The following is a 21,855-nucleotide window of genomic DNA, read 5'->3' on the forward strand; positions in this document are numbered from 1 at the left end:
AAGCTAGTACGGTGCGTGGCGGATCGGCAGGGCAAGCATGAGCGGGCTTTTTGAAGTAAGCGGGAAATCCGTGCTCGTCACCGGCGGTGCGCGAGGGATCGGCGCGATGATCGCCCGCAGCTTCGTCGAGAATGGCGCGCGCGTGATGATCGCCTCGCGCAAGGCGGCCGACTGCAACCAGTTCGCAGCGAAGCTGGCGAAGTTCGGGGACTGCCTTTCCGTCCCTGCCGATCTGTCGCAAGTAGGCGAAATCGAGCGGCTTGCCGACGCCGTCGTCGACAGGTTCGGCACGCTCGACGTGCTCGTCAACAACGCCGGCGCCACTTGGGGCGCTCCGCTGGGGGAGTTTCCCGAAGCCGGCTGGGATAAAACCCTCAACATCAACCTCAAAGCCCCGTTCTTTCTGGTGCAGGCGCTGCTCCCGGCGCTGGAAAGTTCGGCGGCCGGCGCAAGCGTTATCAACATCGCCTCTGTGGACGGACTTTCTCCGCCGCCGTTCGACAGCTTTGCCTATTCCGCCTCCAAGGCCGGACTGATCATGCTGACCCGGCATCTGGCAGCCAAGCTTGGCCCGAGGAACATTCGCGTTAATGCGGTTGCGCCTGGCTTCTTTGCTACCGACATGACCCGCGGCGTGCTGGAAGGAGTCGAGGCAAAGGTGATCGAGAGTGTCCCTTTGCGTCGTCTTGGCAAGCCAGAGGATATTGGCGGCCTGTGCCTCTTTCTGGCTTCGCGCGCTTCTTCCTTCGTGCACGGCGCTGTTATCCCGTGCGATGGTGGGATGGAATCGTGCGGGCGGTGATCCTGGGACCGGATAAGGGCCGACGTGCAGATGACGTGCTATGCTCGGGACCACCAACGATCAGGTTCACGCACCGGGACTATACTGGAGATCTAGATGGACGATGGCCTTGATGCCCTGATTCAGGAGTCCGCCGCGGAGAGGCGGAACGGAAATCGCAGGAACATGAACATTCCTACGGGCAAGGCGGGAGAAATCGTCGCCGAACTCGAGCGCCGCCTCATCATGGGCTACTACAAGGCTGGCGAAAACCTATCCTTCAACATGCTCGCCGAAACCTTTGAAGTCAGCCGTCAGCCCGTCAGCGCGGCTATAGGACACTTGCGTGCGTCGGGTTACGTGGAGGTACTGCCCCAGGTCGGTTGCCGGGTCGTGAAGCCTTCCAAGGAAGAGATTTTCGATTTTTTCCGCATCCACAGCGCCATCGAAGCGACCGCCGTCGAACTGGCCGTAGAGCGCAAGACGAAGGTTGGAGTTGGGCAGCTGCGCGCGATCAAGCCGCCACCGGTCAAAGACCTCGGCGCGGTGCCGGCGCGAGCGGCTTATATCCGCTATATCGATGCGTTCCATGAGCAGATATGGGCAATGGCAAAGGCGCCGATGCTCGAGGGCCAGTTCAGCGGCATGCGAAACCTGGCAAGCTTTTACCTTTGGCAAGGCATCTCCAGCCTCGCCCCCAAGATTGCCAACGTGTTAAATCAGGAGCGTACGAAGATCGCCGACCTGATTGCCGCGGGTGACAAGGAGGGCGCGGCGGCCCTCATGCGCAGCCACATTCTCGGAAAACCCGCCCTGGTCTTCGACTAGCTTCGGCGCTGCCACGGTTCAGCTGGCCACGACCGTGGCAGCGACGCCTGCAAGCATTTGCATGTGGCATGCTGACATGTTACCTGCAGACCTTCGACTTGAACGCCAGATTCACGAAGGATGGGATGCATGGTTGCGGTAACTGAGCTCGGGTACATGGGCCTTACGGTGTCCGACGGGGCTGCCTGGAAGGACTACGCGGCGCAATGCGTCGGGCTGGAGGTGCACGACGAAGGCGAGGGTGATCGATTCTACTTGCGCATGGACAACTGGCACCATCGCTTCGTCGTTCACGTGGGCGAGGGCGACGACCTCGCCTACATGGGCTGGCGCGTGGCCGGCGAGCCTGAGCTTCGCGAAATGGAGGAGCTCCTCTCGGCCAACGGTATCGACTACACTGTCGCCACCTTGGAAGAGAACGAGGAGCGCAGCGTTCTCGGGCATTTGAAGTTGAAGGATCCGGCCGGCGTTCCCGTCGAGATCTTCTATGGCCCGCGCGTCGATACGCATTTCCCGTTCTACCCGGGGCGCCGGATGCACGACGGTTTCGTCACGCAAAATGCCGGACTTGGACACTGTCTGATCGCGTCCACAGACATGCGGGCCACCTACGATTTCTACCGTATGCTGGGGCTGTCCGGCTCGATCGAATATCATCTCGGCACCCCAGGCGGCGTGATCAAGCCGTTCTTCATGCACTGTAACGACCGGCAGCATTCGATCGCGTTCGGAGTGCCCTCGGACGGGAAGCTGCTGAACCACATGATGCTCGAATACAAGTCGATCGACGACCTTGGGGCGTCGCACGACATCATCAGAAAGCGCCAGATCCCAGTCGCCCTGCAGTTGGGCAAGCATGCCAACGACAAGGCGCTCACGTTCTACTCGGCGACGCCTTCGGGCTGGTTGATGGAACTGGGCTGGGGTGGCTGCAAGCCGGAACCGCAACGTTCGTATCACCACCTGGATGTCTTTGGCCACGGCCCCGAGGCGACCGGGATCGGCCTTGATGTTCAGCTGTAAGGTCGCCGGGGCGAGGTGGCCGCGGTGAACGGTCTGGAGGGAAAAGTCGCGATCGTCACGGGCGGCAGCTCGGGTATCGGCGAAGCGACGGTTCGTCGCCTCTGTGAGTTGGGCGCGCGAACGGTGATTGCCGACGTGGATGCCGAGCGCGGCGAGGCGATCGTAGGCGATCTCGCCGCTAGCGGGGCGACTGCCGCATTCTGGCGCACCGACATCCTCGCAGAAGATCAGATCCGCGGAGTGGTTGAATTTGCCGTAGGCCAATACGGCCGGCTCGACATCCTTGTGAACAGTGCGGGCATACCGCGCTCGATCGCGCCGGACTGCGAAGTCGTCGATATGACCACGGAGATGTGGAACTTGACGCTCGCCGGCCACCTGACGAGCACGATGTTGGCTTGCAAATACAGCCTGCCGCCCATGATCCGTGGTGGCGGCGGAAGTATCGTCAACGTGTCTTCCGCCTCGTCGTTCGACGCCACGGTTGATCTGACAGCCTATTCCGCCGCCAAGGCCGGCGTGAACCAGCTCACCCGCGAGGTGGCCGCGACCTACGGCCGTGACAACGTCCGCTGCAATGCGGTCGTGCCAGGGGCCATCCTGACGCCGCGTGGCCGCAAGACCATGGGCCGCGAAATGTTCGAGCTGTTCGCCTCGGAAACGCCCCTGCCGCGGCTCGCCGAAGCCATCGACGTCGCCAATGCGATTGTCTTCTTTGCTTCGGCGGAATCCATGATGATCACCGGCCAGACCTTGGTCGTCGACGGCGGAATGATGACCAAGCTGCCCTATTGGCTCCCGAAGATGAAGGCGAGCCGAGGCGCCCGGTTCGACGAGACGACCGCGAAGTACACGGATCCGTCAGACGGCTGATCTCGCGAACGCCTGACACGAGAATTTCGGATCATTCGTCGAGAGGGTTTACACCGTTCTAGCATTCTGGCATGTCAGTTGAACACGATGCGTGGGGAAGACGATGCCCATCACCCGAGACACAATCACCGGAATGCTGTCTGAGGACCACGAAGGCGGGCTCTTCAGAGTTCGCAGGTCCGCGTTCACGGACGACCAGCTCTTCGAGCTCGAGATGAAGCATATTTTCGAGCAGAACTGGGTGTTCCTCGGCCACGAAGCTCAGATTCCCAACCACCACGACTTTTTCACCACGCGCATCGGGCGCCAGCCGGTGATCATCACCCGCACCGGCGAGGGGGATGTCGTCGGCTTCCTGAACAGCTGCACGCATCGCGGCACCGAACTTCAAATCGCGAAATGCGGGAACGCCCGGCGGCACACCTGTCCGTTCCACTCTTGGACCTTCAGTTCATCGGGGAAGTTGCTGGCGTTCGGCGATTCTCCGGTCGCCGGCTATGGCGACGGCTTCAGAAAAGCTGACCTGGACTTGATGCCCGTCGCCCATGTCGAGAGCTACCGCGGCTTCATTTTTGGGAGCTTGTCGGCTGATGTGGTGAGCTTGGAAGATCATCTCGACGAGGCGAAAGTGTTCATCGACATGATCGTGGAGCAAGACCCCAACGGCGAAATCGAAATAATCCCAGGACCCCAGGCGTACACTTTCGAAGGAAACTGGAAGCTTCAGACCGAGAACGGCGTCGATGGATATCACGTCAACACAATCCACGGCAATTATGTGGCTACGACGAAGAACCGCGCCCAGCTCGACGGTGCCAATGCCCGTGTCAAACCGATGGATGTTGCGAGTTTCTCCAAGTTCCCGGGTGGGTTCTACGCTTTTCGGAATGGCCACGTCGTGTTGTGGAACCAGTCTCCCAACCCCGAGGTGCGCGCCACCTGGAACCACCAAGCGGAAATCACCGATCGCTCTGGCAGCGCGAAGGGCTGGTGGATGATCAACTGCTGGCGGAACCTGTGCCTGTATCCGAACGTGTTCCTGATGGATCAGATGAGCAGCCAGATCCGCATCATCCATCCGCTTTCGACCGGGAAGACAGAAATTAGGACGCTTTGCTTTGCGCCGAAGAGCGACTCGCCTGAAGAGCGCGCCAACAGGATCCGCCAGTACGAGGATTTCTTCAACGCCAGCGGCATGGCAACGCCGGACGATGTCGCGGCCTTCAACGCCAGTCAGCGAGGGTTCCACGCTTCCAACCTCGAGTGGAGCGATGTGTCGCGCGGCTCGCAAAACGTCATTGAGGGCGGAGACGAGCGGGCGGCCGAGTTGGGGATCCGGCCTCGCTTCTCCGGCACCCAGCTGCAGGACGAGGCGATCTACCTGAACCAGCATCACCATTGGCAGGACCTCCTGCTGAGAGGGATGGGCGAAGCGGCGCTCTCACCAAGGGAGACGTTGAATGCCTGAAGCGCTGTTCAATGAAGCAGCGGCTTTGGTGGCCCGCGAAGGCTGGCTGCTGGATCAGCAGGACTGGGACGCGTGGCTCGCTCTTTACCTGCCGGAAGCGGAGTACTGGTTGCCGTGCTATTTGGAGGATGGCTCGTTGGGGTCAAACCCGATGGAGCAAATCTCGCTCATCTACTACGGGAGCCGGGCGGGACTTGAAGATCGGGTCTACCGGATCCGCACAGGTCAGTCGCTCGCCTCGATCCCGCTCCCTCGCACCGCGCACCTGGTCAGCTGCGGACACTTCGAGCAAGGCGCCGACGGCGACATCGTAGTCGGTTCGAGCTGGTCCGCGTTCAGCTATCGCCTCGAGGCGACGTACCAGTTCTTCGGTACGCAGAAGCATGTCCTGAGGCTCACCGATGATGGCCTCAAAATAGCCAAGCGGCACATCATAGTCATGAACGACAAGATTCCATGTCCTCTCGACATATACTCGGTCTGACCGACGAGTAGATCTGGAGCCGAAGCGTCAATACCGCTGGATAAAGGGAGAAGCAGAGATGAGCAGCAATCCCGAGATCGGGCAGACTGTTAACGTGGGTGGCGTCAACACCAACTACATTGTAGCCGGCTCGGGCGATCCGTTGATCCTGATCCACGGTTCAGGCCCCGGGGTCACGGCTTTCGCCAATTGGCGCGGAGTGATCCCCGACTTCGCCGAACGGTTCAAATGCTACGCTCCGGATACCCTGGGTTTCGGCTACACCGACTTTCCAGACGATATCAGCGGGTTCAACATGGACCGGTGGGTGGCACACCTCGTCGGCTTCATGGACGCGCTTGGCATCGCCAAGGCGCACGTGATCGGCAATTCGTACGGTGGCGCCTTGGCCCTGGCGGTTGCGACGCGGCATGCCGAGCGCATTGCCGGCATCGTGTTGATGGGCTCCGCCGGGCGGACCGAGTTCCAGATGACTCAGGGTCTGGAGGATGTGTGGGGCTACCAACCAAGCATGGAGAGCATGCGCGAGCTGATGCGCACCTTCGCACACGACCCATCGTTGGTGAAGGAGGAGATCGTCCGCTCACGGTACGAGGCGAGCATCCGGCCCGGAGCGCATGAAAAGTATTCCAGTCTGTTCCCGGAACCTCGCCAGCGGTGGCTGCAAGAGCTTGCCACGAGCGATGAAGCGCTGCGCGAAATGACGCAGCCTGTGCTGATCATTCATGGGCGCGAAGATGTGATTGTACCTGTCGATCGCTCGATCGCCTTCCACAAAGTCATTCCAAACAGCGAACTTCATGTGTTCGCCAACTGCGGCCACTGGACCCAGATCGAGAAGCGCGAGCGGTTCGTCGAAGTGGTGATCCCGTTCCTCCAGCGCGCTGGTAGTTGAGGGAGCGGGGCCGTGCTCGGATTGATGCAAGGTCGTCCTTTGGCGATCATCGATATCCTGCGTTACGCCGCAGCCGCACATGCCGGCCAGGAGATCGTCTCCAAGGGCATCGATGAGCCGATCTGGCGCAGCGATTATGCCGGGACCTTGCAGCGCGTCTCTCAGGCAGCCCACATGCTGTTCGGCCAGGGGCTCTGCGCCGGAGACCGGGTTTCCACCTTGGCGTGGAACACCCACCGCCACTTCGAGCTCTTCTACGCCGCCCCGGGGATTGGGCTGGTGCTTCATACCGCGAACCCGCGCCTACCCGACGAGCACCTGATCTATACGATCAATCATGCGGCGAGCCGGGTCCTGCTGCTCGATCGCAACCTGGTCGACGTCTACGAACGCATCGCGAGCCGCCTCGCTACGGTCGAGACGGTGATCATGCTCAGCGATCCGGAACGCGCTCTCCCCGGCTACGAATGTTATGAGACCTTGATCTCCGGCCGGGAGGACAGCGTCGACTGGCCGGTGCTGGATGAGAACACGGCCGCGTTCCTCTGCTATACGTCAGGCACGACCGGTGATCCGAAGGGCGTGCTTTACAGTCACCGGTCCGTTGTGCTGCACGCGTTTGCCGCAGGGCTGAGCGGAGCTCTTGGCTTCTCCGCGTTCGACGTCGTCATGCCGTGTCAGTCCCTCTATCATGCGACTGCGTGGGGGCTGCCCTTTGCGGGAGCGATCAACGGGGTGAAGTTCGTGTTTCCGGGCGATCGCTTCGACGGAGCCAGCCTTGAAGCCCTGATCGAAAGCGAGCGTGTCACCTTCTCTGGCGGGGTGCCGACGATTTGGACGATGTACCTCGACCATCTCAAGCGAACCGGCCACAAACCAACCAGCCTCAAGCGTGTGATCATCGGCGGCTCTGCCGTACCGCGCCAGATGGCCGCGTCGTTCGACGAGCTCGGCGTGAATGTTCAGCAAATCTGGGGAATGACCGAGACGAGCCCCCTCGGCGTTGTGGCGACTTCTACGCCGGCTCTCGCCCAGCGAGGTCGAGAGGCGGAGCTCGAGCATATCTGGACCCAACAGGGCCGGATGATGTTCGGGATCGAGATGACTATCCGCGATGAGGCGGGAAATCTCCTTCCGCACGACGGTGTAGCTTCGGGCGTCTTGCTGGTGCGCGGCCCCTGGGTTTTGGAACGTTACTACCGCACGCCTCAAAGCGCCTGCGATCCAGAGGGTTGGTTCGACACTGGCGATATCGCGACCATCGACGAACTCGGGTTCATGCGCATCACCGACCGCAAGAAGGACGTGATCAAGTCGGGCGGCGAATGGGTCAGTTCCATCGAACTTGAGAACGCTGCAGCGGGTTGCCCCGGGGTCAAGGTCGCAGCCGTTGCCGGGGTCTACCATCCTAAGTGGGAAGAGCGCCCGATCATGCTGGTCGAAGCGCACGAAGGAGCGCTCCTAGGTGAAGAAGACGTTAGGGCGTATCTGAAAGGGTGCGTACCCGCGTGGTGGCTGCCCGACCGGATATTCTTTGCTGATGTCCCAATGACCGCAACGGGCAAAATCGACAAGAAATTGATCCGAGACCGCTACGCGGACGTTCTGCGCGACGTTTCCGCCTCTGGGTGAACCGGGTCGTTCGCTCCTGTCGTGACGGCCTCCCGATGCGTCCGCGTAACGGAAACACGTTGGTGAAACGCCACATATAGCCTGCAATTCCAAAATTTGATACGAAGAGCAGTTTTTGGTAGAACGCGATGCAGAATTTGGGTATTGCAAAATTGACCAAGGGGACGGCGAACAAATCGGCCGATCACGAGTGAGGGGAGTTTTGCCATGAAGACATGCAAGTTCTTGCCAGGCCTGCTGGCGAGTTCCATTTTAGCGGCGCCCGCCTTTGCTCAGGTGCCGGCCGAGGCTGCGCTCCCGGCGGAGGAGGCGACGAACTCGGACGAGATCGTGGTTACGGCACAGCGGCGCGATGCTCGCTACGTCGATGTTCCCGCGTCCATCTCGGTCGTGACTGGGGACCAGCTGACTGCGGCGGGGGTTAGCGGAACGCGCGACCTGCAGCTGCTGACGACCGGTCTAAATATTTCACAGCAGGGTACATTTGTTCAGCCCACCATCCGCGGTATCGGCACAACCGTGACCGGGACCGGAGCTGATCCGAACGTCGCCATCTACGTGGATGGGGTCTATATGGCGAGCCAGGGCGCGGCCCTGTTCGACTTCAACAGCGTGGCGCAGGTTGAAGTGCTCAAGGGGCCGCAAGGCACCCTCTACGGCCGTAATGCGACCGGAGGTGCAATCGTCGTTACCACCAAAGTTCCTGATCTGGGTAAAAACAGTGCTAACTTCGAGATTGGCTACGGACGCTTTAACGAGTTTCGTGGCGACGCTTTCGTAAACGTGGCTGTTAGTGACAACGTAGCATTCAATATCGGCGGATATGTGCGCGCAAACGATGGTTACACGACGAACGTTTTCAATGGCCGGAAGGCGTCGGTCACGGAGTCATATGGTGTACGTGGACGACTGCTGTTTGAGCCGGCGGACAATCTTCGGTTCATCCTGTCGGGTGCTTATATTAGCCAGGACGATAACACCGCTTACTCCTACGTTCCGATAAAGGGGAACTCCATTCGTCCGAACAGCGTGGCGGCCCAGCTTGGGCGCACGGATCTCAGCAAGATTTCTTTGAACGACCATCCGGTTAATAATCTTCGTCTCACAACGGTGAGCCTGATGGCTGACTGGAAGGGCGATTGGGGTGGACTGACATCGACCTCTGCCTATGCCCATACATCGTTTCCGTTCGTGACCGATCTCGACGGTACCGAATTCAATATTCAGACGTTCACGGGTGATCCACAGACGACAGAAACTTACTCGCAAGAGTTGATCTATTCGAGCCCTGACTTCGGCCCCATCTCGTTCGTTGCCGGTCTTTTCTATCTCCACGAGAATTCGGAGACGAACGCTAACATCTTGGCGGGGGGAGCGGTAGTTTTTCCTCCGGACGTCTTTGCAACCGCAGATGCTTTCGCGGCCTTTGTTGAAGGTACGCTTGATATCACGGACCGCCTGCATCTAACGGCGGGCGGGCGTTATAGCACTGAGCGCAAGCAGGTGAGAACCTTCTTCGGGCGGAATGGGCCGCTGGTCGTCGATGCTTCGAAGCGCTTTAGCGCGTTCACGCCTCAGGCTTCGCTCCGCTACGACGTGTCTGACGCTTCGAGCATATACGTGGGCTACAGTGAAGGGTTCAAAAGCGGCCTTTTCGATGGCGGCAATCTAGGAAATTGTCCGGTGGTCGGCCCGACCTGTCCTTTTCGTGGCATCCCTGTGGAGCCGGAGAAGGTCAAATCCTACGAGGTTGGCTACAAGTACAATGCGGGTGGTACTGTAATCTCTATAGCCGGGTATTACTCCGACTACCGGAACATCCAGGTCAATGCCTTGAATGCGCTGAATAACCAAATCCTGTACAATGCTGCTCGAGGTGAAATTTACGGCGTCGAAGCAGAGCTGTCCATGAAGGTAAGTGATTTCTTCAGTTTCCGCAGTGGCGCTTCCTGGACGCATGCGCGATACAAGGAGTTCCCTCTCGCGACAAAGTGGACACCGATCCTTAACGGTGCGGGTGTCCCCGTTGGCGGAAACATGCTCGATCCCAACCCGAGTGCCACGGGCAACAAGATGATCCGAACGCCTGACTTCACCGCTTTTGTCTCGGGAACATTCAATCACGAACTCCCGCTTGGATCATTGCAGGCCAACGTCACCGCTTCCTACAGCGACTCGTTCTTCTGGCATGTGAACAATAGGTTGCAGCAGCCGTCCTTTGTAGTCGTAAATGCTTCGCTGACTTGGCAGATCAACGACCAGTTCAGGGTCCGGGTCTGGGGTGAGAACCTTACCGATGAGCGTCGCCAGGTGTATGTCCGTGAGGCAAACGTTGGAGACCTCGCGTCCTATTCAAGGCCCATTAGCTACGGTGTCACCCTTGGGTTCGAGTTCTAATCAGCATGGTATAGGGGCCGGCTTGTGCCCGCCCCTATATTGATGGGATAGCCTCAACGAACGCCATTGCTGGGCGGTGGCAGTGACACACTTCCATTTGTGCACGTCGTAGCATTTCTCCGAAGTGCGATGCTCGGTGAGCGGATTGAGATCGCCCAAGATAGCCGGGAGTGTCTGATGAGTGTTACTTGGCCAAGCCGAATGGACCATGATACTGCGCCGTACTGGAAGGGCTTGCAGGAAGGCAAGCTCGTGCTCTGCCGCTGTCGACAATGCCGCACGTGGATCCATCCGCCGCGCGCCTGCTGCCCGGCCTGTTGGGCCGATGACATCGATCACGAGAGTCCGAGCGGTCTTGCGACCCTGTACAGTTGCGTGATCCAGCCGACCGGGCCGGGTCGCTCTCCCGAAGTGATCGGCTGGGCCGAGTTGGACGAGCAGCCGGAGCTGTTTGTCGTTGCCCCGATAAGCGACGTTGAGATCGACGCCGTGCCGCTTGGTGCACGGCTCTTGCTCGAGCTCCGAGAGCGCGACGGCGTGGTTCTTCCGGCATTCGCTTTGATGGCGGAGCATGAATCGTGAGTGATGCGAACAAGGTTGCGATCGTCGGGATCGGTGCTTCGACATTGTCGCGCGACGGTGGCCGGTCGGTAGGGGCTCTGGCACTCGACGCAGTGCGCGCGGCCATCCGTGACGCAGGCCTCAAGCGCGAGCAGATCGACGGCGTCTCCGGGATATACAGCACCGACCAGCCAACGGTGTGGCCGGGCTATGTCGTCGAAGCGCTTGGCCTCGACAACATCGTCTGGTCCAGCTGCTCGTCCCCGCCATCGGCCAACACCGTGGCGGAAGGAATACTCGCGGTCGCCGCGGGAGCCTGCGACTACGCGGTTTGCTATCATTCCAAGTTTCGGTGGGACACGGTCTCGGGCGCCGCGCGCAACGATCCGCTCCGCAAGGCGCCCAAAGGAGCTTTCGACCCAGCGCTGAACATGCCGCTGGTCGAACCGTTCGGAGTGCCCAACGGGATGTTCGCAGCGGTGCGCCGCCACGCCCATGAGTTCGGCACCAAGCGAGATCATCTCGGGATGATCGTGGTGAACAATCGGACCTGGGCCTTGCAGAACGACGCTGCGATTTTCCACGACACCCCGCTCTCCATGACCGAATACCTGGCGGCGAAGGAAATCGCTCCGCCCTTGAGCGCGTTGGACATGGACATGCCCATCGACGGAGCGATGGCCGTCGTCATCACCACCGTCGAGCGCGCCAGAGATTTGCCGCACCGTCCTGTAGTGGTCGAGGCCTCGTCGAACGGAATAGCGGGCGGCACGGACTTTTTCTTCCGGGCCTTCGACAGCTATGCAGCTTATCGTGTTCTGATGAAGCGGCTCTGGGACAAGAGTGGCTTGTCGATCGAGGACATGGACCTCGTCAACATCTACGACGGGTTTTCGAGCCTGGCCCTCGAATGGATCGAAGCGGTGTTCGACGTGCGTGGAGAGGCTGGCGGCTTCCTGGAAGACAGCTGGGACCCGGAGGCAGGGAAGCTGACCTTCCTGGGCCGGATCCCCATGAGTACGCACGGTGGAAACCTCGGCGAAGGTCGCGTCCAGGGGTTCGGCCATGTGCTGGAGGCGGTCCGCCAGCTTCGCGGTTCTGCGGGGCGGCGTCAGCTGGATCGAGCGGAAATGGCGTTGGTCGTAAACGGAAACAATCCCGTCAACGCGGGGATGATACTCCGAGCGGGATAACCTTTGTCATTGCCGGCCTTGCTTGAGACCCTAGGCTGGTGGCGAGCCACGAACCCGGTAGCAAGCAATCCAAAGGTCGGAATATGAACGATGCAGAGCTCGGGCTCGCGGATAACCTGATCTACGCAAGCCCGAGGATCTTCGAGCGGCGGCGCCGCATACTCGAAGAAACGCACAAGCTCATCGCCTCTCACGGCTTTGAAAACTTTCGAATGCGCGAGCTGTGCCGGCGAGCCGAGGTCGCATCTCATACGATCTACAAAGCGTTCGGGAGCAAGGAGCGGCTGATCGCACTAGCCATTCGGCACCAATTCGACGCTTTCGCGACCACCCACCCTCTCAAGTACCCTCGGCGCAGCCTTGAGGGCGCGCTCGAGCGCGTCATTGTTGGCCACGCGACGATGCTGGACATGAAGGAATACGTGAAGGCCGTCACGAGCGTGTACTTCTCGTTGAACGTCGATGACGATTTGAGGAAGGCGGCCGGGTACAACGTCACGCTCACCGTAAGTCCCTGGGCACTTGCTCTCGAGCGGCAAGGGGCATTGCGCCCCGGCGTTACCGCGGACCAGCTCGTGGACCAGATCCTGCGCCTCAAATTCACCATATCGCAGGACTGGTGCCGGGGCGCGATCACCGATGGGCAATTTCTCGACAGAAAAGCGCTGGCTGTCCTCACCGTCGCGGCAGGCCTCTGCATCGGCAGCGAGAACGAGCAGGTGGGCGTGTACCTCGAAGACTTGCTTGGGAGCCGACGCCTATTTGAACAGCTTCGCCGTGAGGTGGACCAGGCGGCGGTCGGAACGGAGCGCGGCGAGCTGCTGACGATGGCGCCGCAGAAGTCCATTCCTCGGCGTGCGACCAGTTAAGGGGCCGCCGTTTCGAGAACAATGCTAGACCGTCTAGAAGATTGCGCCTGACATCTTGAGCTCTAGCAAGGCCTCCATCGAACGGCCCGCATCCATCAGGACCTCATCCGTGTGCTCGCAATGCCCGGGAGCGGCTGCCAGCGTGCCGGTATGCTCGTCAATCTGGACCGGCGCGGACACCAGCGGCAGGCTGGTGCCGCCCGGATATTCAACCATCTGCACGTACTTGTTCGCCAATGCCTGTTCGTCGGTGACGGGATGGATCGGTGGAGTGACAGCGGCCCAAGGGCATTCAGCTTTGTCTAGTGCTTCTGCGATGCGCGCTAGAGGCATGCTGGCAAAAGCCTCTTCCAGAATGGAGACGCATTCTTCAGAGTTTACGGCGCGGTCCTTGGACGTGGCGAACCGCGGATCCGCGATCAGATCCGGTCGGCCAACGACCATGCACACGCTCGGCCAGAACCGATCGCCTTCCAAGGCACCGACGATGAAGTACCGGTCGTCTGCTGAACGGTAGATGTTGGCGATGGGATTTGGCGCGCGCTGACGATCGAGCTGCTCGATGTTCTCGGTGCCGCGCGAGTAGGCCCCGGCCGTCGAGGCCGCCATGGCCCACATGCCGGAGCCGAGCAGCGAGACGTCTACGACGCAGCCTTTGCCCGTCCGTTCGCGCTGATAAAGGCCGCCCATGATTCCGCCAGCCAGGTTCATCCCGCCCTGGATGTCGCCAAAGGCCGGGCCCGGCATGAGCGCGGGGTAACGGTTCTCGGATGACATGCTGGCGATGGCGGCGCCTGATTTGGCCCAGTACGACAGAGCGTCGAAACCTGGCTTGTTGGCGTCCGGGCCATGGATACCGTGGCCGGTTCCGCGACCATAGATGATGCGCGGGTTGCGGGCGAGAATTTGCTCGGCGTCAATGCCAAGCTTTGCCCGCGCGGGCTGCATGAAATTGGTGATGAACACGTCCGCTTGATCGACGAGCGACATCAAGACCTCAAGGCCCTGGGGATTGCGGATGTCAATACCGACGCTCCGCTTTCCGCGGTTCATGACTTCCCAGAGCACGTTGGGTCCCGACGTGCCTGGCTTGTTTATTCCGTAAGAAGAGATGCCCCGCAGCGGGTCTGGATTTTCCGGATGCTCGATCTTGAGAACATCCGCGCCCAATTGCGACAGCACGGCTCCGGCAGCTGGCACGAACGCGTAGATTGCGACCTCAACGACCCGAATTCCCGACAACACGCCGCTCATCATCTTCTCCGCTTTCAACAGCCGCCATCGCGACAACGCGGGAGCTTGTGCCACCGTGCTGCATCGACAGGCATTTCGCCGAGGGCCCAGCTGACTGGCTCAGCCTCGGCATAACCGCGCTTTGAGCCTCTTTCTGGCACAATCCGGCATAGTGTCAACGTTTTTGATACGCGATGCAGAATTTAGGTTGTGCGGCGCTTGAGGTGCTTGCCTGACAGCGTGGTCGGTCAGGTCAGATTGTAGATGCGAGCGGCATTGTCATGAAGCACCTTGCGCGAAACATCCTCGGGCAGGTCACCGAGCACCTCGTCGATATATTGCCGGGGAGGGACGGCGATCGATGCCGGGCCGGGGCTCATGCTGGTCGGATGCGGGTAGTCCGATTCATAGAGGATGTTGTTGGCGCCGATCTGCTCGATCGTGCTCTTCAACGTGCCGCGCTCGAACCAGAAGCAGCCATAGATCTGGCGCTGGAAGTATTCGCTGGGCATCAGGTCATACTCGGGATGCTCTTGGCGAACCCCGCAGTTCAGCCACATCCAGTCGAGCATCTCGAGCGCGAAGGGTAGCCAGCCGATGCCGCTCTCGACCGAGACGAAGTTCAGCTTCGGGAAGCGGTGGCAGATGCCTCCCATGATGATTTGCGACAGGGTCTTCACGTTCTCCATCGTGAACATCACGGCAAGGCCCGAGAAGGCCGCGTGCTCACCGACGGAGGAGTGGTGCAGGTGGAAGTTCGAGAGGTCGCCCGACGCGATGTGGAAGTCGATGGGCAAGCCTTTTTCCTGCGCCGAGGCCCAGAGTGGGTCCCAGTAGGGATCCGTGAGCTTCGGCTGGCCGAAGAACTCCGGTTGGCCGCCCATGATGACGCCGGAATGGCCCAGCCGCGTCGCGCGCTCCATTTCTTTTACGGAGAGGTCGATGTCCCAGAACGGCAGGGCCATCTGCGGCAGCAAGCGCCGGGGATCCGCGCTGGCCCACTCGGCGATCCAGTCGTTGTACGCCTGAACACAAAGCAGCATCAATTCGGGGTCTTCGAGGCCCAGATACTGACCCGCGCCAAATCCGGCGACGTTGGGGTAGAGGACCTGCGCCCAGATTCCGTATTCGTCCATTTTCTTCAGACGCTCATTCGCATCCGACGCAAACGGATTCACTTCATTCCAGGTCTTTGGGTGCTTGGGCGCATATTCGTGCCACCCGGCCATGGACGTTCCGGCGGCCGGTCCCAGCCGCTCACCGTTGAAAAACCAGAAGTCTTCCTTTTCTTCGGCAACGTGCCGGACCTGGGGAACTTTATCACCCCATTTGGCGACCGAGATGCGGGAGGTCCACAGGTCATAGGGCTCGACGATGTGCGTGTCGGTATCGATGACCTTAATTTTGTCTGCCAGTCCGACCATATTAGCCTCCTACGAAACAGCCTCGGTAAGCCTCTCAGACCGCAGCGGTACGTGGTGAGAGGAGATCGATCGCACCTGGCAGACCCAGTCTCAAAGGCTTCTGGCGATGATCACCTTCATGATCTCGTTCGTGCCGGCCCAGATCCGAAGAACGCGGGCGTCACGCCAGAGGCGGGCGATCGGATATTCGGTCATGTAGCCGTATCCGCCGTGCAGCTGGAGGCACTCGTCCAGCACCTGGAACTGGGTGTCAGTCGTCCACCATTTCGCCATTGCGGAATGTGTGTTGTCGAGGGTTCCGTCTAGGAATTGCTGCATTTGCTGGTCTGCGAAGACCCTCGCCACGCGCGCCTTGGTCGCGCATTCGGCCAGCTTGAACTGCGTGTTCTGGAAATCCATCACGGTCTTGCCGAAGACTTTTCGCGCCCTGACGTACTCGGTGGTGTGCTGCACGGCCAATTCCATGCTGACCACGGCACCCAACGTGCAAAGCATGCGCTCCCACACCAGCTGGGTCATCAGTTGGCCGAACCCCTGGCCTTCGACTCCGCCCAGAAGATTGCAATCCGGCACGAAGACTTCGTCGAAGAACAGCTCAGACGTGTCCTGCGCTGGCAGCCCGATCTTTTCCAGGTTGCGACCTTTCTTGAAGCCTGCCGACCCAGCCTCGACGACCAGGAGCGAAAGCCCCTTCGAGCCGGCTTCCCCGGTCCTGCAGACGGTCACGATGAGGTCTGCATTCTGGCCGTTCGATATGAAGATCTTCTGCCCACTAACCTTGTAGCCTCCCGGCACTTTTTCGGCTTTGGTGCAAATTCCTTGCAGGTCGGATCCGGTGCCTGGCTCGGTCATGGCCACCGCGCCGATCAACTCGCCGCTCGCCATCCGCGGCAACCATTCGGCCCGCTTTTCATCCGTGGCATAAGCCAGGATGTAGTGGGCAACCATGCAATGGGTGCCGATCCCAACGCCAAATCCGCCGCCAAGCCCGGCGCGTTCGACTTCCTGCGCCAGCATCGCGTCGTGGGCCTTGTTGCCGCCCCCGCCGCCGAACTCCTCTGGAAGACTAGGGCAGAGAAGGCCGTATTCGCCGGCTTTCAGCCACGCGGCACGATCCACGATCCCCTCTTCATCCCACCGCTCCCGGTGGGGGAGGAATTCATTGACCAGCACCCTGCGCACGCTGTTCTGCAAGAGCACCACGTCTTCGCTCATCCAGGGTGCGACGAGATCGTTCGCCTGGCTGCTCATCGGAGCCACTGCTGACGGACGTCGGTTTCAATCGTCTGCATTCGACATCTCTCGGAATTGCGCGACCCGTCCGGAAGTGGGCCAAAGGAACTTGTTGCACAGCGTTATCCTTTTGTAGCAAGTGGGTGTCAACCCCTCCACGGGGAGTAGGTATGCTTTCGCGAGGCGGCGGTGCGGGGCCTTGCCGGAAGTTCACTGCTGGCGCGTCGCACAAGAAGGAATTTGCACGTTGAACTTCGAACACAGCGAGAAGGTCGCGCAACTTGTCACCGAGCTGGCGGCCTTCATGGACGAGCATATCTATCCGGCAGAAGGCGAGGTGCGGGAGTGGACCGCGGCGGAGGCCAATCGGTGGAAAGTGTGGCCCGGCATGGCGGCGCTCAAGGAGAAGGCGCGCGCCCAAGGGTTGTGGAACCTCTTCCTTCCCCTCGAGTATGGCGAGCTCAGCCCAGGCCTGACGAACCTCGAATACGCGCCATTGGCGGAACTCATGGGCCGCGTACCATGGGCCGCGGAAGTGTTTAATTGCTCTCCTCCGGACACCGGCAACATGGAGGTTTTGGCGAAGTTCGGCACCGAGCAGCAGAAGCGCGAGTGGTTGACGGATCTGCTGGAGGGGAAGACCCGCTCGGCCTACTTGATGACCGAACCCGCGGTCGCCTCGTCGGATGCAACCAATGTGGAGACGTCGATCAGACGCGATGGCCCCGACTACGTCATCAACGGCCGCAAATGGTGGATATCCGGCATCATGGAGCCGGAGTGCAAACTCCTCCTAGTAATGGGCAAAACAGATCCCGAGTCGCCTCGTCACCTGCAGCAGTCGACGATCATCGTCCCGCGGGATTCGCCGGGAGTGACGATTGTCCGCAACTTGCGGACCTTCAACAGCTGGCATTCGCCGGGCGGCGAAGCGGAGGTTTTGCTCGAGGACGTTCGGGTGCCGGCCGAGAACATCGTGTTAGGGGAGGGACGAGGGTTCGAGATCGCGCAAGGCCGCTTGGGCCCAGGACGGATTCATCACTGCATGCGCTCTATCGGACAGGCGCAACGGGCGCTGGAACTGATGTGCGTGCGGGCAGCGAACCGGGTCGCGTTTGGACGCAAGCTCTCCGACCAGGGCTCGATCAGGCAGGACATCGCCCGCAGCTTCATCGAGATCGAACAGGCCCGTCTGCTGACGCTCAAGGCGGCCGACGCGATGGACCGAGTCGGCAGCAAGGGAGCTCTGGATCTCATCGCGGCCATCAAGATCGTGGCGCCCCAGATGGCTCAGACGGTAGCGGATCGGGCGATGCAGATCCACGGGGCCATGGGCTTTTGCGACGACACGCCGCTCGCGGAGACTTTCCTGATCAACCGCTTCCTGCGGATGGCAGACGGTCCCGATGAGGTTCACCTCAACCAGCTCGGTCGCCTCAAGCTCAAAGAGTACAACGCCTGACGCAAGCCGAAGCCGCCGCCGGCCTCACGTCCCCTCGATGACGTGTGCCGGAGGCGGTTCGCTATACAGCTGCTCAATCAGCGCCACCCGGCGCTCGGTTACGCGCCGCTGATTAACGTAGCCCTTGTCGGTAATCTCGTTTTCCTCGGCGGACGGCGGCTCTTCGAGCAACAGCATCCGTCGGATCTGCATCGACGAGGCCGTGCTGGTGCCGTTGAATTTCTTGAGCTCACGCGCGATCGCACTGTGGACCTCGGGATGCGCCGCAACTTGCGAGTCCGTCAGGAGCGCGCCGTCTGCGCGGATGAGCTTCCGGCAAGCGGCGATGTTCGGCCACGCCAGCGCGCCGACGAAAGCCTTGTCCTGGCCGGTGATGACCATGTCGGTGATCAGCGGCATCATCGCCCCGACCGCCTGAGCGCGCAGCGAACCCACCGCCACGAAGGTGCCGGTGAGCAGTTTGAAGTCCTCTGAGACGCGGCTTGCAAACCGCAGCCCCTTGATCGGTTCGGCCTCGTCGACCAGCGTCACCGCGTCTCCGGTTCGATAGAATCCTTCTTCATCCAAAGACTGGGCGTAGAGTTCTTCGAGACCCACGTATCCGGGTGTCACGTTGCCGCCACGGGCGCGCAGTTCATAGCGCGTGTCATCGACGGGGATCAGTTTCACTTCGACGCCCGGGACGGGGAGCCCGATGTAACCGCTGCCTTCGACGGGCCAATAGAGCTGGGTTATCAACGGTCCAGTTTCGGTACAGCCATAACCGGTGAGGAAGGGCGTCCGCCGTCCGGTCGCGCGGACCGACAGGTCCTGCCAACGCTGCCACAGCTCCATGGGCAGGCTTGCGCCTGCATACTGCAGGTAGACCAGGTTTCGGAAAAACCGGTCCCGCAGACCGTTGTCCTCCTCCAGCGCAGTCGCGAGCATGGCAAACCCGGCCGGAACATCGGAATAGCTATGCGGCGATATCTCGCGCAGGCTGTCGATGGTCGATTGGAACTGCCCTGGGAGCGGCCGGCCCTCGTCGATGTAGTAGGTTCCCCCTTGCCGCAAGCTGCGGTTGAACAAGCCGTTTCCAGCCATAGTGTGATGCCACGGCATCCAGTTTAGAGTTTCGAATGGCCCGCATCGGTCTTCGGGACGCCACAGCGTATCCCAGTAGGCCTGGTTCAGGCAAAGCATTCGCTGCGTGTTGAGGATGCCCTTGGGCCATCCCGTCGACCCCGAGCTGAACAGAATCTTGGCGACGGTGTCCGGGCCCGTGCGTTCGAAGGCTTCTTCGACGGCGTTGCCTGGGACGGTCGCGCGCAGTTCGGAAAATGGGATCAGCCCGGCTGGCGGCGCGTCCTCCGCTACGATCCACGGCAGGTGCGACAGGTCGGCTGCCCCGATTGCATCGGCATAGGGGGCAGCGGTTTGAGAGAAGATCGCAGCCGGGCGAACCGCATCGACGACCTTGCGCAGCTTGCCCCATCCCGTTCGCTGAAGGGCGTAGGGCGGAGAGACGGGGACGACCGTAATCCCGACGGTGAGGGCCCCGAACAGGAGGGTTGCATGCTCGAGCGACGCTGGGGACAGGATCAGGATCGACTGACCGGGGGCGATCCCGTGGTCGAGCAGCCACTGCGCGGCGGCGTCGGCGTCGTGGCGCATGTCGCTGTAGCTGATCTTGTGCCAGCCGCCTCGCGCGCTGCGCTCGGCCAGGATCGGGCGATCTGGTTGCTCGCTTGCCCAGCGCCGCAAGTACGTGACAATGGTTCGCTCCGCTGGAACCAATGGGCGGGGGTCGCGCAGGATGATGCTGCCGTCAGGCTGCCGTTCACATTCGACCGCCGGCTCGACGGTGCCAATCGGCTTGAACGCAGCTGCTTCGCCGCTCCGGTTGATGTTAGCTTCTCCCATTGGCTACTTTCCCGCCGTTTTGCTCGACGCTCGTTGGCAATTTCTTCCCAGGGATCAGGCGACCACGCCGGCTCGTCTCAACTCTGCCAGCTCCTCGCCCGCGATCCCGGCCATGCTGAGCACGCTTGGTGTGTGCTCCCCGTGGGCGGGCGCGCGTGTCAGCTTCGGTCCGGCTCCGTCGATCCGGGCTGGCATGGCGACCAGGGGCAACCTGGCTCCGTTCTCGTAGTCCACCATCTGGATGAACTCGTTCACGACCGCCTGCTCGTCCTTGAACACGTCTCCGGGATATTCGACCCGGCTCCACTGGCCCTCCTGGCTGTCCAGTCGTCGAGCCACCTCGTCCAGGGCCCACTGCCCGAACGTCCCGTCCAGCTCGCGAACCAGATCGGCGCTGTGCTCCCGCCGGGTCGACATCGTGCCGAACCTGGAGTCGACCGCCAAGTCGGCGCGATCGAGAGCGCTGCAGAGCTTGGCCCAGTAACGATCGGCCTCCAGCATACCCAAGACGAAGAACCGGCCGTCACCTGAGCGGTAGATGTTCGTGAGCGGGTTAGGCGGGCACCGCCGATCGAGTTGCTCGATGTTCTGCCGCCCGGTGGCATAGCAGCCGGCGATGGAAGCTTGCATCGCCCAGAGGCCCGAACTGAACAGCGAAACGTCGACGACTCCGCCTGATCCGGTTTTCTCGCGGCGGTATAGAGCGCCCAGAATGGCGCCGGCTAGGTTCAACCCGCTTTGCACGTCGCCGAACGCCGGCCCCGCCAGCAACACCGGGAAATCGTAGTCCGGCGGGCTCGCGGCTGTGCTGACGCCAGGCCGGCTCCAGTAGGACAGTCCATCGAAGCCACCTTTGTCTGCATCGGGTCCCAGCGGACCTTGACCGGTGCCACGGCCGTAGATCAGCCTTGGATTGCGAGCCATGAGCTGGTCGGCGTCAATCCCGAGACGAGCGCGGGCGGGCTGCATCATGCTTGTGATGAACACATCCGCGTCATCCACGAGCGACAACAGGATCTCGCGTCCCCGAGCCGTTGAGATATCCATGGCGAGGCTCTTCTTGCCCCGATTGAAGCACTCCCACAGCGTGGTCACTCCGCCGTCGCCGGGATTGATCCCATACGTCGACAAGTGGCGCACGGGGTCGCCGTTGCGAGGGTGCTCGATCTTGATGACGTCGGCGCCGCAATCGGCCAGCGCCGCACCAGCAGCCGGGACGAACCCGTACACTGCCGCCTCTATGACCCGAACGCCTGCAAGCAGATCCTTCATTCGGCCGCCTCTCCTGCTCACCGCTTCGCACGATACAACCGCTGCGAATCCTGAAACATCTTCTGCTTTTCGCTGGCGTATGCAAGCACTTCGGGAGCTTGCGGCTCTTTTTTTGCACGTCGTGCTCATATTTGCCGATCTGACTGACGAGGCGTTGGGGGCAGGCAAGGCCATTCGGTGGCCGGCTCTATAGGCGAAAGATCACCCTACCGACTCCCAAGCGTGGCAAAATGCGACTTGAGGTTTGTGCGTGAGCTGAATATAGCACAGCGTTCTAGTTTTTAGCAGGTGGGTGGGGCGGGGTCTGCTCGCGCATCGCGCGGCG

18 protein-coding genes are annotated in these 21,855 nt (G+C 61.0%); 13 read left to right on the plus strand and 5 right to left on the minus strand.

What is annotated here, in order from left to right:
- Window positions 1–37: 37 nt before the first annotated feature.
- The 12 genes from OLX23_RS24870 (at window position 38) to OLX23_RS24925 (ending at window position 13,004) form a co-directional block, all read left to right on the plus strand.
- Entirely contained in the window at window positions 38–802 is a 765-nt protein-coding gene (locus tag OLX23_RS24870; protein ID WP_264448051.1) for a glucose 1-dehydrogenase, read from the plus strand.
- Between the two features lie 96 nt (window positions 803–898).
- Complete coding sequence (locus OLX23_RS24875; RefSeq protein ID WP_264448052.1) at window positions 899–1,609, plus strand: GntR family transcriptional regulator; 711 nt, start codon at window positions 899–901, stop codon at window positions 1,607–1,609.
- A 129-nt stretch (window positions 1,610–1,738) separates the two neighbouring features.
- Window positions 1,739–2,632, plus strand: a complete 894-nt coding sequence (locus OLX23_RS24880) for a VOC family protein (protein ID WP_264448053.1) — start codon at window positions 1,739–1,741, stop codon at window positions 2,630–2,632.
- A 24-nt stretch (window positions 2,633–2,656) separates the two neighbouring features.
- Window positions 2,657–3,505: an SDR family NAD(P)-dependent oxidoreductase gene (locus tag OLX23_RS24885; protein WP_264448055.1), complete on the plus strand. Its 849-nt coding sequence runs from the start codon at window positions 2,657–2,659 to the stop codon at window positions 3,503–3,505.
- A 103-nt stretch (window positions 3,506–3,608) separates the two neighbouring features.
- Window positions 3,609–4,973 (plus strand): aromatic ring-hydroxylating dioxygenase subunit alpha, encoded by a 1,365-nt coding sequence (locus tag OLX23_RS24890; protein ID WP_264448056.1) that lies wholly within the window; start codon window positions 3,609–3,611, stop codon window positions 4,971–4,973.
- Window positions 4,966–5,457, plus strand: a complete 492-nt coding sequence (locus tag OLX23_RS24895) for an aromatic-ring-hydroxylating dioxygenase subunit beta (protein WP_264448057.1) — start codon at window positions 4,966–4,968, stop codon at window positions 5,455–5,457. Before OLX23_RS24890 ends, OLX23_RS24895 begins: the two co-directional genes overlap by 8 nt.
- Before the next feature lie 58 nt (window positions 5,458–5,515).
- Entirely contained in the window at window positions 5,516–6,352 is an 837-nt protein-coding gene (locus OLX23_RS24900) for an alpha/beta fold hydrolase (protein WP_264448058.1), read from the plus strand.
- A 12-nt stretch (window positions 6,353–6,364) separates the two neighbouring features.
- The gene (locus OLX23_RS24905; protein WP_264448059.1) at window positions 6,365–7,984 is read left to right on the plus strand and encodes a long-chain fatty acid--CoA ligase; all 1,620 of its coding nucleotides are present in this window, start codon (window positions 6,365–6,367) and stop codon (window positions 7,982–7,984) included.
- Between the two features lie 207 nt (window positions 7,985–8,191).
- On the plus strand, window positions 8,192–10,381 hold the full coding sequence (locus tag OLX23_RS24910; RefSeq protein ID WP_264448061.1) for a TonB-dependent receptor: 2,190 nt from the start codon (window positions 8,192–8,194) through the stop codon (window positions 10,379–10,381).
- A 177-nt stretch (window positions 10,382–10,558) separates the two neighbouring features.
- Window positions 10,559–10,963, plus strand: coding sequence for a Zn-ribbon domain-containing OB-fold protein (locus tag OLX23_RS24915; RefSeq protein WP_264448062.1), 405 nt, complete (start codon window positions 10,559–10,561; stop codon window positions 10,961–10,963).
- A complete protein-coding gene (locus OLX23_RS24920) occupies window positions 10,960–12,135 on the plus strand; it encodes a thiolase C-terminal domain-containing protein (protein ID WP_264448063.1) in 1,176 nt (391 codons plus the stop codon). The genes OLX23_RS24915 and OLX23_RS24920 overlap by 4 nt, the downstream gene beginning before the upstream one ends.
- Window positions 12,136–12,218: 83 nt before the next feature.
- Window positions 12,219–13,004 (plus strand): TetR/AcrR family transcriptional regulator, encoded by a 786-nt coding sequence (locus tag OLX23_RS24925; protein WP_264448064.1) that lies wholly within the window; start codon window positions 12,219–12,221, stop codon window positions 13,002–13,004.
- 33 nt (window positions 13,005–13,037) lie between these two features.
- Here the strand turns inward: OLX23_RS24925 and OLX23_RS24930 are convergent, their stop codons facing one another.
- The 3 genes from OLX23_RS24930 to OLX23_RS24940 all read right to left on the minus strand — a co-directional run bounded on the left by OLX23_RS24930 (window position 13,038) and on the right by OLX23_RS24940 (window position 16,912).
- Window positions 13,038–14,276, minus strand: a complete 1,239-nt coding sequence (locus tag OLX23_RS24930; protein WP_264448065.1) for a CaiB/BaiF CoA transferase family protein — start codon at window positions 14,274–14,276, stop codon at window positions 13,038–13,040.
- A 209-nt stretch (window positions 14,277–14,485) separates the two neighbouring features.
- The gene (locus OLX23_RS24935; RefSeq protein WP_264448066.1) at window positions 14,486–15,661 is read right to left on the minus strand and encodes an amidohydrolase family protein; all 1,176 of its coding nucleotides are present in this window, start codon (window positions 15,659–15,661) and stop codon (window positions 14,486–14,488) included.
- A gap of 90 nt (window positions 15,662–15,751) precedes the next feature.
- A complete protein-coding gene (locus OLX23_RS24940) occupies window positions 15,752–16,912 on the minus strand; it encodes an acyl-CoA dehydrogenase family protein (protein ID WP_264448067.1) in 1,161 nt (386 codons plus the stop codon).
- A 229-nt stretch (window positions 16,913–17,141) separates the two neighbouring features.
- On the opposite strand from OLX23_RS24940, the gene OLX23_RS24945 reads away from it, so the two are divergent.
- Window positions 17,142–18,356, plus strand: coding sequence for an acyl-CoA dehydrogenase family protein (locus OLX23_RS24945; RefSeq protein WP_264448068.1), 1,215 nt, complete (start codon window positions 17,142–17,144; stop codon window positions 18,354–18,356).
- Window positions 18,357–18,380: 24 nt separating this feature from the next.
- Here the strand turns inward: OLX23_RS24945 and OLX23_RS24950 are convergent, their stop codons facing one another.
- Both OLX23_RS24950 and OLX23_RS24955 read right to left on the minus strand, forming a co-directional pair.
- Window positions 18,381–20,258: a feruloyl-CoA synthase gene (locus OLX23_RS24950; protein WP_264448069.1), complete on the minus strand. Its 1,878-nt coding sequence runs from the start codon at window positions 20,256–20,258 to the stop codon at window positions 18,381–18,383.
- Between the two features lie 54 nt (window positions 20,259–20,312).
- A complete protein-coding gene (locus tag OLX23_RS24955; RefSeq protein ID WP_264448070.1) occupies window positions 20,313–21,530 on the minus strand; it encodes a CaiB/BaiF CoA transferase family protein in 1,218 nt (405 codons plus the stop codon).
- Window positions 21,531–21,855: the final 325 nt, after the last annotated feature.

The sequence above is a fragment of the Novosphingobium sp. JCM 18896 genome (assembly GCF_025938095.1).
Classification (GTDB): Bacteria; Pseudomonadota; Alphaproteobacteria; order Sphingomonadales; family Sphingomonadaceae; genus Novosphingobium.

Excerpts from the sequence above, each read along its gene's own strand:
- OLX23_RS24870 (WP_264448051.1), top strand. The coding sequence starts at position 38 with ATGAGCGGGCTTTTTGAAGTAAGCGGGAAATCCGTGCTCGTCACCGGC.
- OLX23_RS24875 (WP_264448052.1), top strand. The coding sequence starts at position 899 with ATGGACGATGGCCTTGATGCCCTGATTCAGGAGTCCGCCGCGGAGAGG.
- OLX23_RS24880 (WP_264448053.1), top strand. The coding sequence starts at position 1,739 with ATGGTTGCGGTAACTGAGCTCGGGTACATGGGCCTTACGGTGTCCGAC.
- OLX23_RS24890 (WP_264448056.1), top strand. The coding sequence starts at position 3,609 with ATGCCCATCACCCGAGACACAATCACCGGAATGCTGTCTGAGGACCAC.
- OLX23_RS24895 (WP_264448057.1), top strand. The coding sequence starts at position 4,966 with ATGCCTGAAGCGCTGTTCAATGAAGCAGCGGCTTTGGTGGCCCGCGAA.
- OLX23_RS24900 (WP_264448058.1), top strand. The coding sequence starts at position 5,516 with ATGAGCAGCAATCCCGAGATCGGGCAGACTGTTAACGTGGGTGGCGTC.
- OLX23_RS24910 (WP_264448061.1), top strand. The coding sequence starts at position 8,192 with ATGAAGACATGCAAGTTCTTGCCAGGCCTGCTGGCGAGTTCCATTTTA.
- OLX23_RS24915 (WP_264448062.1), top strand. The coding sequence starts at position 10,559 with ATGAGTGTTACTTGGCCAAGCCGAATGGACCATGATACTGCGCCGTAC.
- OLX23_RS24925 (WP_264448064.1), top strand. The coding sequence starts at position 12,219 with ATGAACGATGCAGAGCTCGGGCTCGCGGATAACCTGATCTACGCAAGC.
- OLX23_RS24935 (WP_264448066.1), bottom strand. The coding sequence starts at position 15,661 with ATGGTCGGACTGGCAGACAAAATTAAGGTCATCGATACCGACACGCAC.
- OLX23_RS24940 (WP_264448067.1), bottom strand. The coding sequence starts at position 16,912 with ATGAGCAGCCAGGCGAACGATCTCGTCGCACCCTGGATGAGCGAAGAC.
- OLX23_RS24950 (WP_264448069.1), bottom strand. The coding sequence starts at position 20,258 with ATGGGAGAAGCTAACATCAACCGGAGCGGCGAAGCAGCTGCGTTCAAG.
- OLX23_RS24955 (WP_264448070.1), bottom strand. The coding sequence starts at position 21,530 with ATGAAGGATCTGCTTGCAGGCGTTCGGGTCATAGAGGCGGCAGTGTAC.